We start from the raw sequence: 12,595 nt of genomic DNA, 5'->3' as shown, positions 1-12,595 counted from the left end.
GTTCTGGCTGGGCCGAGGAGCGCAGAGACAAGCGGATCAGGGCAAAAACGTGTCTGAGCGAAGCGAGTTGTTTTTGACCCCGCTTGGCTCGAGCACCGCAGGTTGCCCGTAGCGCAGCGCAGGGACCCAGACTGCGGGTCGCCTTTTCTTTGCTTACGTTCTTTTGGCGAAGCAAAAGAAAGTAAGTCGCCCGCCGGGGCGAGTCCCGGCCAGCAGATCTAAGAAGAGGAAAGAGGAGGAAGGAGGAAGAAGAGCGCGCAAGGCCGGCGCAAGACCCGGCAGAAAGCTACCCCTGACCCGAAGCCTCGGAAGCTTCAGCCTTCTTCACCACCCTCACCTGCGGCGACAGCTGCCAGAAGATGCCCGCGGAGGCCAGCGTGATCAGCCCCATCGCGGCAAAGGTCGCCTGGAAGGCGTGCAGGGTTTGCTGCGCTTCGCCGGCGCCGAAGAAACCCGTGAAAGCGGCCAGCACCGCGCCGGCGGCGGCCACGCCCATGCTCATGGCCAGCATCTGCACCATGGACAGCAGGCTGTTGCCGCTGCTGGCCATGCTGGTGTCGAGGTCGCGCAGGGTCACCGTGTTCATCGCGGTGAACTGCATGGAGTTGACCGCGCCGAAGCAGGCCAGTTGCACGATGTGCAGCCACAGCGGCTGGGTCGGTGTGACGAGTGCGAAGCTGGCCATGGTGAAGCCCACCAGCGCGGTGTTGGTCACCAGCACCCGGCGGTAGCCATAGCGCGTGATCAGCGGCGTGGTGACGCGCTTGACCAGCATGCTGGCCACGGCGACGGGCACCATCATCATGCCGGCCTGCAGCGGTGAATAGTCCAGGCTGACCTGCAGCAGCAACGGCACCAGGAAAGGCATGCACGAGCTGCCCAGGCGCGAGAACAGATTGCCGAGCAGGCCTATGCTGAGCGTCGGAATCGAAAACAGCTTGGGCGAGAACAGCGGGTCGGGCCGCCTGGCCGCGTGCAGCCAGTAGGCGGCCAGGCTGGCCATGCCGAACACCAGCAGCACCAGCACACCGGCTTGCTTCAGGCCCAGGCCCGAAAGCCCATCGACCGCGAGCGACACCGCCACCATGCCGAATGCCAGGAACAGGTAGCCCGCCAGGTCAAAGCGCGGCACCTCCGGCCTTGGGTTGTCCTCCATGTAAAACACCGTCGCCACACCACCCAGCAAGCCCACCGGAATATTGATGAGAAACACCCAGTGCCAGCTGGCTACCTGTGCCAGCCAGCCGCCCAGGGTAGGGCCGATCAGCGGGCCGACCAGGCCGGGAATGGCGATGAAACTCATGGCCTGCAAAAAGCGCTCGCGCGGAAAGGCGCGCAACACGGCCAGCCGGCCCACCGGCAGCAGCATCGCACCGCCCATGCCCTGCACCACGCGCGCCGCCACCAGCTGCATCAGGTTGCCGGACAGCGCGCAGGCGATGGAGCCGAGGACAAACAGGGAGATCGCGCCCACATACACGCGCCGCGTGCCGAAGCGGTCGGCGATCCAGCCGGAGGCGGGAATCAGCATGGCCATGGTCAGGGAATAGGCCACCACCACCGACTGCATGCGCAAGGGGCTTTCGCCAAAACTGCGGGCCATCGCCGGCAAGGTGGTGTTGACGATGGTGGCGTCCAGCGTCTGCATGAAAAAGCCGATGGCCACCAGCCAGAGCAGCATGCGCAATGATTTTTCTTCTGCCTGCATGGATAAGAGATGAGAAAGCGCGGACTTGGTTCACCGCATGGAACAAAGCAGGGAAATCGCCGGGCAGCAAAAAGCCGCCTCGAGGGCGGCTTTTAAAGCGGGAGCGTTGGGAAGCGCCTCAGGCCGAGAAGCTGGAGCCGCAGCCGCAGGTGCTGGTAGCGTTGGGGTTCTTGATGACGAATTGGGCGCCTTCGAGGTCGTCCTTGTAGTCGATCTCGGCGCCGACCAGGTACTGGTAGCTCATCGCGTCGATCAGCAGGGACACACCGTTCTTGGTCATCGTGGTGTCGTCTTCATTGGTGATTTCATCGAAGGTGAAACCGTACTGGAAGCCGGAGCAGCCGCCGCCTTGCACGAAGACACGCAGCTTCAGGTCGGGATTGCCTTCTTCGGCAATCAGCTCAGCCACCTTGGACGCGGCGCTGTCGGTGAAGACAAAGGGCGCGGGCATTTCGGTCTGGATATTTTCAGCAACGGCACTCATGGAAACTCCAATTGATCATCAAGGCGGATAAAGGTCCGCGATTCGGGGCGCAGGCTCTGGCGGCACTGATGCACAAATAGTACAGCAATTCAATCAACCATAACGCCCATGCGTGTTAGGGCCGACCGCTGACTTGTGAGCGCTTACTCACCAAATTCGGCACATTGGTCAGATGTTGTTCGCCGCCAGTTTGAGCGTGGGCTTTTCTTCCAGCTCGGGATGCGTGGTGGGGCGCAACTGTCCAAAGATGACGGCGCCCTGGTGCATTTCAAGCGCCTTGTAGGAGACATCACCCTCTATCCTGGCCTTGGGCTGCAGTTCAAGCAGCTCCGACGCATGAACGGGGCCCATCACACGGCCATTGATGATGACGTGGTCGGCATGGATGTAGCCGGTCACGGTGGCCGACTCGCTGATCACCAGGATGCTGGAGCCGCCTTCAGCGGCGCGGATGTCACCGATCACCTCGCCGTCTATGCGCAGGCCGTCGGTGAATTTCAGGTTGCCTTCAATACAGCTGCCCTGGGCAATCAGGCTTTTGATGGGCGGCTGCTTCTTTTTTCCAAACATACAAAAATTCCTGTGCTGGGTCGATGTGGCAAATGGGGGGATGGCTGGGGGAAATCAAAGCTTAAAGGTCTGGGCTGATCTGACCACTGTTCCTTCTATGACCTTAGCTGTAACACTTTGTACCACGGCTTGGGGGGGCAAGTCGAGGACACCTTCCACACGTCGGTACTGTTTGAACTGTAAAGTTTGCGGCCCTCCGGGCAAAGTCATGCTCCAGGGCTTGCCGGCCTGGGTTCCGTGAACCGTCAGGTCGAGTTTTCCGTTGAAATTCGGGGTGGATTTTTCGGCCTGAATCACCAAAACCTGCCACCGAAGCTGGGTGTCCGACAGCTTTTCGGCTTGCAGGCTGCGTATGGTGGCAACTTCAGCGCTGCCGGACGGCAGCAGCTTTTCAAAAAAACCGAGATCGTCGCGCAGGCTGCGGTTGTCCGTCTCCAGCTGCCTGATCTGGCTCATCATTTTTTCCTGGGCTGCCTTTTCGGCGGTGAGCAGGCTGCCCGAGGTGTTGGCGATGGACTGCGCCTTGTCACGCTCGGAGCGCAGGTTGGCCACCTCCTGCCGCAGCATGACCAGCTCTTCCTTGGCACCGCTGTCCGTGCCGGTGATGCCTTTGCCGAATTCAAAGGCCCATAGCGCAACGGCGCCCGAGAATCCCAGCATCAGGGCGCCGGCGATCCAGCGCAGCGGCCAGGGAAGTGAGCTGCGCACCGACATGCGCGGGGAACTGATGGTCAGGCGGCGGCGAAACAGGCGAAATTTCAAGGAGGGCCCTGCGGTTTTCGGTTCGGGAGTGCATTGTGCACGCAGACAGGACCCACATCGAGGATTAACCCGGCAAACCCGGTAAAGCCGGGTAAGGGTTTGCTTCCGGGTGTATTACCCCCCCCCAACTCCCCAGCCTGCAACCCTATTCACCACGCTTTAACGGCAATCAGCCGAACCGGAAAGGCCCCAAAAAAACCGGGCCATGAAAAAAGCCGCCAGGCACAAACCAGGCGGCTTTTTTGGGGAGCGAAGCGGATTTAGCGCTTGCTGAACTGCTTGCGGCGGCGAGCAGAACGGAAACCGACTTTTTTACGTTCGACTTCACGTGCATCGCGCGTCACAAAGCCGGCCTGGCTCAGGGCCGGCTTCAGCGTTGCGTCGTAATCGATCAGCGCGCGGGTGATACCGTGGCGCACCGCACCGGCCTGGCCGGACTCACCGCCGCCGTGGACGTTGACCATGATGTCAAACGTCTCGACGTGGTTCGTCAGAAACAGGGGCTGGCGGCAGATCATGATCGAGGTTTCACGACCGAAGAACACCTGGATGTCACGGTCATTGATCGTGATCTTGCCGGTGCCTTTTTTGATAAACACACGGGCGACGCTGGATTTGCGACGGCCGGTGCCATTGTTCCATTCACCAATCATCAATGGCTCCTTAGATGTCCAGCACTTTGGGCTGTTGGGCGGTATGCGGGTGCTCTGCACCACCGTACACCTTGAGTTTCTTGATCATGGCGTAGCCGAGCGGGCCCTTGGGCAGCATGCCCTTGACGGCTTTTTCCAAAGCGCGGCCGGGGTGCTTGGCTTGCATGTCGCGGAAGTTGGTGGCAGTGATGCCGCCTGGATATCCGGAATGGCGATAGTAGATCTTGTCGGTCGACTTGGCGCCGGTGACGCGCAGCTGGGCTGCGTTGATGATGACGATGAAGTCACCGGTATCGACGTGAGGCGTGTAAATGGCCTTGTGTTTGCCGCGCAAACGGAGAGCAACTTCGCTGGCTACTCGTCCGAGGACCTTGTCGGTCGCGTCAATCACAAACCACTCGTGCGTCACGTCAGCGGGTTTTGCGCTGAACGTTTTCATGAGTTTTCTTTCGAAAAAATGGTTTGTCGGGTTCTTTTCTGCGGTCGGTGTTCTTCTGATGAGAACCTCTTAGGCAGTATTTCCCAGCGTTGGCTGGCCTCTGCCGCGGAACCACTAAGCGCTGCAGAGCCCTCGATTATATGAAAAATCAAGGACTTGCGTCAATATTCGGCCGGTTTTGAGGCATTTTCCCCTGGCAAGAAGGTAGGATAGGCCCATGTTTTCCTATCGCCACGCCTTTCACGCAGGCAACCACGCCGACGTGCTCAAGCACACCACGCTGATCGCGTTGATGAAGTACCTGACCCAGAAAGACACGGCGCTGACCGTGATCGACACCCACGCAGGGGCCGGCCTGTACCGGCTGGATGGCGATTACACCGAAACCAGCGGCGAAGCCCATGAAGGTATTTTCCGCCTGCTGTCTCAGCCCAAAGCGGCTCCAGCCCCTGCTAAAAAGGCGTCTGTCGCTCCTAAAACCGTAGCACCCGAGGCCTTGACACCGCTGCTGCAGGACTATATCGACCTGCTGCGCGGCCTGAACCCGCAGTTCGCCGAAACCGGCGACATTGCCCACCTCAAGATTTACCCGGGCTCGCCCTTCATCGAGCAGCAGTTCCTCAGCGGGCGTGACAAGCTCAAGCTGTTCGAGCTGCACCCCACCGATTTCAAGTCGCTTTCCGGCAACATCGAACAGCTGGGCGTGGGCCGCCAGGTGGCCGTTGCGCGCGAAGATGGCTTTGAGGCCCTCAAAACCTTTTTGCCGCCCCCGGCCCGCCGCGCCATGGTGCTCTGCGACCCCAGCTACGAGATGAAGAGCGATTACGGGCGCGTGGCGACCTGCATGGCTGACGCCCTCAAGCGCTTTGCCACCGGCACCTATGTCGTCTGGTACCCCATCATCCCCAGGCCCGAAGCGCACGACCTGCCGCGAAAACTCAAAACCCTGGCCGTCAAAAGCGGCCGCAGCTGGTTGAATGCCGCTTTAACCGTCAAATCAAGCAAATTAACGACCGATACCAGCGGCGAGGTGGTGCGCCCCGGGCTTCCCGCCAGCGGCATGTTCGTGATCAACCCGCCCCACACGCTGAAAGCCGGGCTGCAGGCCGCCTTGCCCCAGATGGTCGAGTTGCTGGGCCAGGACCGCAACGCCGGCTTTACGCTCGAACACGGCGGCTGAAGCAGCCCAAGACCCGGCCCGGCGCGCCGCCTAAACGGTTTGCGCCCCGTGGCGCAGATGTTTTCCTGTCTTTACCGCCGCAGTGAGTTGTGGCAAGGTTGCCCGTACCCTGCCCCCGGTTCTCTCATTTCCACCCGGCGCTTCATCCTCTTCCATGTCTGTCCAGGCCCAGCCCAGTTCTTCCGCCACCCCGGCCGTCCCCGGCCGCGGGCGCAGCGTGCAAACCGAAGACGCCATGGAGGCCGAAATAGCACGCCAGGTCGCGCTGCGCACGCGCGAGCTGAGCGCCTCGCTGGCGCGCTACCAGACCATGGTCGACCTGGCGACCGAAAACATCTGCGTCGGCCAGGGCGGCCTGCTCCGCTTTGCCAACCCCCCCTGCCTGGCCCTGCTGGGCACGCAGGCCGCCTCCATGGCGGACAAGCTGATGATCGAATACATCCACCCGGAAGACCGCGACTTTGTTTCCGGCAAGCACAAGTTGCGCGCCGCCGGCAATGTCGTGCCGGCCTTTGAGGCGCGCTTCCAGCGCGACGACGGCACGGTCTCCTGGGTGGAAATCAACGGCGTGCTGGTGGACTGGGAGGGTGCGCCGGCGGACCTGTTCTTCCTGAAGGATGTCACCGAGCGCAAAAGGCTGGAGGCCCTGACCCGGTCCGCGGCCGAGCGCTACCGCGCCGTGGTGGAAAACGTCAACGACGCCATCCTGGTGGTGCAAAAAGGCATAGTCCGCTACTCCAACGCCAGCGCGCAAGCCTTGTTCGGCCATGTGCTCATCGGCCTGCCTTCGATGCACCTGATCCATCCCGACGACCGCCCCATGGTGCAGCAGCGGCGCGAGCTGATGCAATCGGGCACCATGGTCAGTGCCTACGAGGCCCGTTTCATCACACCGCCGCGCGAAACCATGGCGCCTGCGCTGCGCACCGGCTGGGCCAGCATTTACGGCACGCGCATTGAATGGGACGGCGAGCCGGCTTTGCTGGTGTTGATGTCCGATATCAGCGAGCGGCGCCGGCTCGACGAGGAGCTCAAGAGCGCGCTGGTGCAGCGCGAGGCCATCCTGGAAACCACCGCGGTCGGCGTCACCTTCCTGAAAGAGCGGCGCCACCAGTGGCTCAACCGTACGCTCGCCGCCATGCTGGGCTACAGCCCGGCCGAACTGCTGGGCCAGGAAACCCGGGTGCACTATCCGAGCGACGAAGAGTTCGAATACCTGGGCGGGCTGGCCTACGCCCAGATCACACAGACCGGCCTGTTCTCCGCCGAAGCGCGCATGCGCCGCAAGAACGGCGAGCTGATCTGGGTGCAGCTGGACGGCTCCGCGCTGGACCGCAGCCGGCCGGAGGAAGGCTCGGTCTGGACCTACGTGGACATCACGCGCCGAAAAGAGGCCGATGAGGAAACCCGGCGCGCACTGGTGCATGAACGCGAACTGGGCGAACTCAAGACCCGTTTCGTGTCCATGGCCTCGCATGAATTCCGCACGCCGCTGGCCACGATTCTTTCTTCGGCCGAACTCATAGAGCACTACGGCGAAAAAATCACGCACCGCGAGCGGCAGGACATCATGGCCGACCTGGTGGTGGCGGTGAAACGCATGCAGGGCATGCTCGAGGACATGCTGACCGTCGGCCAGGCCGACGCCGGCAAACTCAGGCTGAACCTGCGGCCGGTGGACATCGCTGCGCTGTGCCGCAAGCTCGTCACCGAGGTCCACACCAGCGACGCGGGCCAGCACGCCATTGAATTCGAGGCACCGGTCGGCCACGACACGTTTTCGCGGCTGGTCATGCTCGACGAACGGCTGGTGCGCCACATCTGCACCAACCTGCTGACCAACGCCTGCAAGTACTCAGCCCCCGGCAGCGTGGTGGTGCTGACGCTGGACCACCGGCAAGCCGAGGACGGCCAGAGCGGTGACGAGCTGATCCTGCAGGTCGGCGACGAAGGCATTGGCATACCGGATTCAGACCTTCCGCGGCTGTTCGAAAGTTTTCACCGGGGCTCCAACGTGGGCAACCGGCAGGGTTCCGGGCTGGGCCTGGCCATCGTGAAACACGCGGTCGATCTCCACCACGGCAAAATCGAGGTGGCGAGTACGCCAGGCGCGGGCACCCGGTTCACGGTCAGCCTGCCCATCTCCCCCCGAGGACAGACATGACCCTGATACTGATCGTTGAAGATGACGACGCCATTCGCAGCAACATCGTGCGCCTGCTCAAGCTGGAAGGCTTTGAGACCGCCGCCGCGGCCGACGGCCTGCAAGGCCTGGCACTGGCCCACGCCAGCCGGCCCGACCTGATCATCTCGGACGTGGGCATGCCCGGCATGAACGGCTTCGAGTTGCTGGCCACGGTGCGCGCCGACCGTGAACTGGCCAACACCCCCTTCATGCTGCTCACCGCCCTTGACGACCGCGACAGCATGCGCCGCGGCATGACGGCCGGGGCGGACGACTACCTGTCCAAGCCCTTCAGCCGCGCCGAACTGCTGGATGCCGTGAACGCCCAGCTCAAGAAAAAAGCCCGGGTGCGCGAAGCCATCGACTCCGAAGTGGCTGCCGGCGAAGAGCGGCTGCGCGCGGCTTTTTCCCACCGCATCAGCGGCGACCAACCCGACTCCATACCCATGGACATCCCGGCCTCGGCCCAGACCGAGGAACTCTCCAGCGCCACCGTGCTGGTCGCCAGCATTCGCAACTTCACGTCCATCGCCGAGAAGCTCAGTGCCGCCGAGGTCTCGCAACTGCTCACGGAGTACTTCGAGCGCGCCTCCGAGCCCGTGCTCAAAAACAGCGGCCGCCACATCAAGTTCATCGGCGACGGCCTGATGGCCGTGTTCTCCGACACCATGACCGGCTCGCCGCTGCCGGCGCCGCGCCGCGCAATTTCCGCCGCCCTGGCAATGGCGCTGGCCACGCATGAATTCCGCGACTGGCTCGACGAGCGCTTCGGCGCGCGCGCCCTGCCGCCCTTTGCCATGGGTGTGGGCATTCACAGCGGCGCCGTCACGCTGTGCCAGCTCGGCACGCAGCAGAACAAGGAGCTCACACCCGTCGGCGAAACCGTGACCCTGGCCGCGCGCCTGGAAAGCGCGTCCGAGGAAATGGGCTGGACGGTGATGGCCAGCGAGGAGGCGCTGGCCCAGGCGGGCACCGGCATACAAACGGGCACCCACACCTCGCTGGTGGTGACGGGCAAGAACCTCGCCATTGACGTGGCCGAGGTCACCGGCCTGGTCACCACCATGGAAGACAAGATCCACGGCATGGCCAGCCTCACCGAGCGCGCCCGCGAGATCAGCGACGCGGTGCGCGCCAATTCGGACATCACCGCGCGCGCCGTCAAGGGCGCGCTGGACTCCAAGCTCTCGGCGCTCAAGGACTTGCGCTTCGACGCCGGCAGCGAGCCGGTGCGGCTCAAGGGCTACCGCATCACGCGCAAGATAGGCGCGGGCGGCATGACCGAGGTCTACCTGAGCGAGCGTGAATCCGACGGCCTGCCCATCGTGCTCAAGGTGCTGGACTCGCGCGGCAAGGAAGCCTCGGAGCATCTGGTGCGCTTCATCCAGGAATATGCCCTGCTCTGCAAGATAGACCACCCGCACGTCATCAAGATCTACGACCAGGGCTTTACCGACGAGCACGCCTACATCGCGATGGAGTACTTCGAACGCGGCGACCTGCGCGGCCTGTTCGGCCCAAGCCTCGCGCGGCCGCAGGCACTGACGATCGTGCGCGAGATCGCCGAGGCCCTGTCGGCCATCCACTCGCATGGCATCGTGCACCGCGACATCAAGCCCGAAAACGTGATGCTGCGCGCCGACGGCAGCGTGGCGCTGGCCGACTTCGGCATCGCCAAGTCCATGCTGCAGTCGCCAAGCATGGGCCTGACGCAAACCCACCACGGCGATGTGGTGGGCACGCCCTATTACATGAGCCCCGAACAGGCCACCGGCCGCAAGGTGACGGCCCAATCCGACCTCTACAGCCTGGGCGTGATGCTGTTCGAAATGCTCGCCCACCGCAGGCCTTACATCGCCGAGTCGCTCGAATTGCTGCTGGCAAAACACCTGAATGCCGAAACCCCGGCGCTGCCGGCCGAACACGCCGTGCTGCAGGGCGTCGTCAACAAGCTGATGGCCAAAAACCCCGAGCAGCGCTATGAATCGGCCGAGGCCTTTTTGCTGGAGCTGGAAGCCGTAGCGCCCGCGCCCGAGATCAGTTTGTAAACACGCAGACCGCGGGGGCTCTCTCTTCACCAGCAGGGGCCGCGGAACCGGCTTTGCCGGGCCGCAGGCGCAGCGGCCCCCTCTGGGGGCAGCGACCCACACGCAGTGGGGGAGCGTGGGGGCTAATATTTCAGCGCGGTGCTCTTGCCCCAGAAAACCCGGTAGGCGAAAACCGTATAGCCAATGATCATCGGCAGCACCACCGCCGCGCCGGCCAGGATCACACCCATGGCTTCGGGCGCAGCGGCCGCCTTCCAGATGTCCAGGCTGTCAATCACCAGCCATGGAAACAGGCTGTAAGCCAGGCCGTAAAAGGCCAGCAAAAACACGCCCACCGTAGCGCCGAAGGGCACCCAGGCGCCGTATTCATTGCCCTGTGCCAGGCGCACCGGCAGGCGCTGCAGGCTGCGGTAGATCACGCCGAACAGCACCAGCGTGGCGGCGGGAATGGGCAGCAGCAACACGATGTTGGGGAAGGAGAACCACTTGTTGAAAATGCTGTGGCTGACCAGCGGCGTGGCGATGGAAATCGCCGCCACCCCGGCCATGGTGAACCACAGGCTGGCGCGCGCCCAGCGCACGGCCTGCAGCTGCAGCGCTCCTTCGGACTTGATGATGAGCCAGCCCGAACCCAGCAGGCAATAGGCCGCCACCAGTGCGGCGCCGATAACGGCGTTGAACACAATCGTCCACCAGGTGGTAGCAAAGCCGGTGATCAGCGAACCCAGCATATAGCCCTGCGACCAGCTCGCCAGCAGCGAGCCGGTGTAGAACATGCGGTTCCAAAGCGGCTTGTGGCTGGCCCGCGCCTTGACGCGAAAGTCAAAGGCCACGCCGCGCAGCGTGAGGCCTATCAGCATGAAGGCCACCGGCAAATACAGCGCGCCCAGGATGACGCCGTGCGCGATCGGAAACACCGTGAGCAGGATGCCCACGCCCAGCACCAGCCAGGTTTCATTGGCATCCCAGAAGGGGCCTATGCTGGCGATCATGGTGTCCTTGTCGTCGTCGCCGGCGCGGTGCATCAGCACACCCACGCCCAGGTCATAGCCGTCCAGGATCACATAGGCCAGCATCGCCAGCCCCATCACCACCAGGAAGACAATCGGCATCCAGCCGGCGGCTTGCGTCAGGTCGGGGGCAAGGTCAAGCATGGGGAGCTCCTTCCTTTTCGGGGTAGTTCACGACGTTGAGTTCCTTCTCGGTCTCGCCGGCGGTGTTGTCGTCATCACCAAAGGGCTTGTCCGCATGCTTTTTGTGGCGCGCGAGGTAAAACACCACCGACACATACGACGTCAGCAGCACCGCGTACAGCGCAAGGTAAAGCGACAGCGTGAGCGCGATGCGCGGCGCCGGCACTTTGGAAGCAGCGTCAGCCGCCGTCAGCACGCCCGTCACCAGCCAGGGCTGGCGGCCGATTTCGGTCACATACCAGCCCGCGAMCAGGGCAATCCAGCCCGCGAAAGTCATGGCCACCAGCACGCGCGCGTGCCAGACCGTCAGCGTGCGCGCCGGGTCTTTCTTCCACGGGGCCAGCTGCAGCACGCTGGCCCAGCTCACGGCCAGCATCAGCAGGCCCACACCCACCATGATGCGGAAGGCCCAGAACACCGGCGCTACCGGCGGGTGCTTGCCCTCGAACTGGTCCAGGCCCTTGACCTCGCCGTCCAGCGAATGCGTGAGGTAGAGCGAGGCCAGCTTGGGAACCGCGATCTCGTAGCGGTTTTCTTTGGCCTTTTCGTCCGGCAGCGCGAACAGGATCGCGGGCACGCCTTTTTCGGTTTTCCAGATGCCCTCCATCGCGGCCAGCTTGGCCGGCTGGTGCTCCAGCGTGTTCAGGCCGTGCTGGTCGCCCGCGACGATCTGCAGCGGGATCAGCATCGCGGCCGTGTAAATGCCGGTCTTCAAGCCTGCCATCACCTCGGGCCCGCGGTCCTCGCGCAGCCACCGGTAGGCCGAAATTCCCGCCACCAGAAAAGCCACCGTGAGCCCCGAGGCCAGCAGCATGTGCGTGAGGCGGTACGGGAACGACGGATTGAAGATGACTTGCAGCCAGCTCACGACATGCGCCTGGCCGTTGATCATTTCAAAACCCGCGGGCGTCTGCATCCAGGAGTTGAGCGCCAGGATCCAGAAGGCCGACAGCGTGGTTCCGCCCGCCACCAGCAGGGTGGCCACGGTGTGCATGGTCTCGCTGACGCGTTCGCGCGCAAACAGCATCACGCCCAGCATGGTGGCCTCCAGGAAGAAGGCCGTCAGCACCTCATAGGCCAGCAGCGGCCCGGCGATGTTGCCGACCTTCTGCATATAACCCGGCCAGTTGGTGCCGAACTGGAAGCTCATGGTGATGCCGCTGACCACGCCCAGCGCGAAGGTGAGCGCGAAAATCTTCACCCAGAACTGGTAGGCGTCCATCCAGAACTGGTCCTGGCTTTTGACGAAGCGCAGCTTGAAGTACAGCAGCACCCAGCCCAGCGAGATGCTGATGGTCGGAAACAGGATGTGGAAAGTGATGTTGGCCGCGAACTGGATGCGGGCCAACAGGAATGCGTCAAGTCCGTCCATC

The 12,595-nt window shown here is 63.1% G+C and carries 11 protein-coding genes; 3 read left to right on the top strand and 8 right to left on the bottom strand.

Annotation, left to right across the window (positions count from 1 at the left end; translation table 11 throughout):
* Positions 1-286 precede the first annotated feature (286 nt).
* From mdtD to rplM, 6 genes are all read right to left on the bottom strand, one after another.
* Positions 287-1,708 carry a multidrug transporter subunit MdtD gene (gene mdtD / locus AC1DXS_RS17995; RefSeq protein WP_477738840.1) on the bottom strand — a complete coding sequence of 474 codons (1,422 nt, stop codon included), beginning with the start codon at positions 1,706-1,708 and terminating at the stop codon, positions 287-289.
* A 118-nt stretch (positions 1,709-1,826) separates the two neighbouring features.
* A complete protein-coding gene (gene erpA, locus AC1DXS_RS17990) occupies positions 1,827-2,192 on the bottom strand; it encodes an iron-sulfur cluster insertion protein ErpA (RefSeq protein ID WP_122955163.1) in 366 nt (121 codons plus the stop codon).
* Positions 2,193-2,360: 168 nt separating this feature from the next.
* Positions 2,361-2,762, bottom strand: coding sequence for a bactofilin family protein (locus AC1DXS_RS17985; protein ID WP_007867575.1), 402 nt, complete (start codon positions 2,760-2,762; stop codon positions 2,361-2,363).
* A gap of 54 nt (positions 2,763-2,816) precedes the next feature.
* Entirely contained in the window at positions 2,817-3,524 is a 708-nt protein-coding gene (locus tag AC1DXS_RS17980) for a DUF6776 family protein (protein ID WP_477738839.1), read from the bottom strand.
* Between the two features lie 260 nt (positions 3,525-3,784).
* Positions 3,785-4,177 carry a 30S ribosomal protein S9 gene (rpsI, locus tag AC1DXS_RS17975; protein WP_007867568.1) on the bottom strand — a complete coding sequence of 131 codons (393 nt, stop codon included), beginning with the start codon at positions 4,175-4,177 and terminating at the stop codon, positions 3,785-3,787.
* Positions 4,178-4,187: 10 nt separating this feature from the next.
* On the bottom strand, positions 4,188-4,616 hold the full coding sequence (gene rplM / locus AC1DXS_RS17970; protein ID WP_007867557.1) for a 50S ribosomal protein L13: 429 nt from the start codon (positions 4,614-4,616) through the stop codon (positions 4,188-4,190).
* A gap of 217 nt (positions 4,617-4,833) precedes the next feature.
* On the opposite strand from rplM, the gene AC1DXS_RS17965 reads away from it, so the two are divergent.
* The 3 genes from AC1DXS_RS17965 (at position 4,834) to AC1DXS_RS17955 (ending at position 10,029) form a co-directional block, all read left to right on the top strand.
* Positions 4,834-5,796 (top strand): 23S rRNA (adenine(2030)-N(6))-methyltransferase RlmJ, encoded by a 963-nt coding sequence (locus AC1DXS_RS17965; RefSeq protein WP_477738838.1) that lies wholly within the window; start codon positions 4,834-4,836, stop codon positions 5,794-5,796.
* Positions 5,797-5,950: 154 nt separating this feature from the next.
* Entirely contained in the window at positions 5,951-7,960 is a 2,010-nt protein-coding gene (locus tag AC1DXS_RS17960; RefSeq protein ID WP_477738837.1) for a sensor histidine kinase, read from the top strand.
* Complete coding sequence (locus AC1DXS_RS17955; protein ID WP_477738836.1) at positions 7,957-10,029, top strand: protein kinase domain-containing protein; 2,073 nt, start codon at positions 7,957-7,959, stop codon at positions 10,027-10,029. The genes AC1DXS_RS17960 and AC1DXS_RS17955 overlap by 4 nt, the downstream gene beginning before the upstream one ends.
* A gap of 122 nt (positions 10,030-10,151) precedes the next feature.
* On the opposite strand, the gene AC1DXS_RS17950 is transcribed toward AC1DXS_RS17955, so the two are convergent.
* Together AC1DXS_RS17950 and AC1DXS_RS17945 are read right to left on the bottom strand one after the other, a co-directional pair.
* A complete protein-coding gene (locus AC1DXS_RS17950; protein ID WP_477738835.1) occupies positions 10,152-11,183 on the bottom strand; it encodes a cytochrome d ubiquinol oxidase subunit II in 1,032 nt (343 codons plus the stop codon).
* Positions 11,176-12,594: a cytochrome ubiquinol oxidase subunit I gene (locus tag AC1DXS_RS17945; protein ID WP_477738834.1), complete on the bottom strand. Its 1,419-nt coding sequence runs from the start codon at positions 12,592-12,594 to the stop codon at positions 11,176-11,178. The genes AC1DXS_RS17950 and AC1DXS_RS17945 overlap by 8 nt, the downstream gene beginning before the upstream one ends.
* Between the last annotated feature and the right edge of the window lies 1 nt (position 12,595).

Source organism: Polaromonas sp. P3_B1, from assembly GCF_056402935.1.
This window is presented reverse-complemented; position numbering and strand designations above follow the sequence as displayed.

Bases quoted from the DNA above. Each gene is read 5' to 3' on its own strand.
- mdtD (WP_477738840.1), bottom strand. From the start codon at position 1,708: ATGCAGGCAGAAGAAAAATCATTGCGCATGCTGCTCTGGCTGGTGGCC.
- erpA (WP_122955163.1), bottom strand. From the start codon at position 2,192: ATGAGTGCCGTTGCTGAAAATATCCAGACCGAAATGCCCGCGCCCTTT.
- AC1DXS_RS17985 (WP_007867575.1), bottom strand. From the start codon at position 2,762: ATGTTTGGAAAAAAGAAGCAGCCGCCCATCAAAAGCCTGATTGCCCAG.
- rpsI (WP_007867568.1), bottom strand. From the start codon at position 4,177: ATGATTGGTGAATGGAACAATGGCACCGGCCGTCGCAAATCCAGCGTC.
- rplM (WP_007867557.1), bottom strand. From the start codon at position 4,616: ATGAAAACGTTCAGCGCAAAACCCGCTGACGTGACGCACGAGTGGTTT.
- AC1DXS_RS17965 (WP_477738838.1), top strand. From the start codon at position 4,834: ATGTTTTCCTATCGCCACGCCTTTCACGCAGGCAACCACGCCGACGTG.
- AC1DXS_RS17960 (WP_477738837.1), top strand. From the start codon at position 5,951: ATGTCTGTCCAGGCCCAGCCCAGTTCTTCCGCCACCCCGGCCGTCCCC.
- AC1DXS_RS17955 (WP_477738836.1), top strand. From the start codon at position 7,957: ATGACCCTGATACTGATCGTTGAAGATGACGACGCCATTCGCAGCAAC.
- AC1DXS_RS17950 (WP_477738835.1), bottom strand. From the start codon at position 11,183: ATGCTTGACCTTGCCCCCGACCTGACGCAAGCCGCCGGCTGGATGCCG.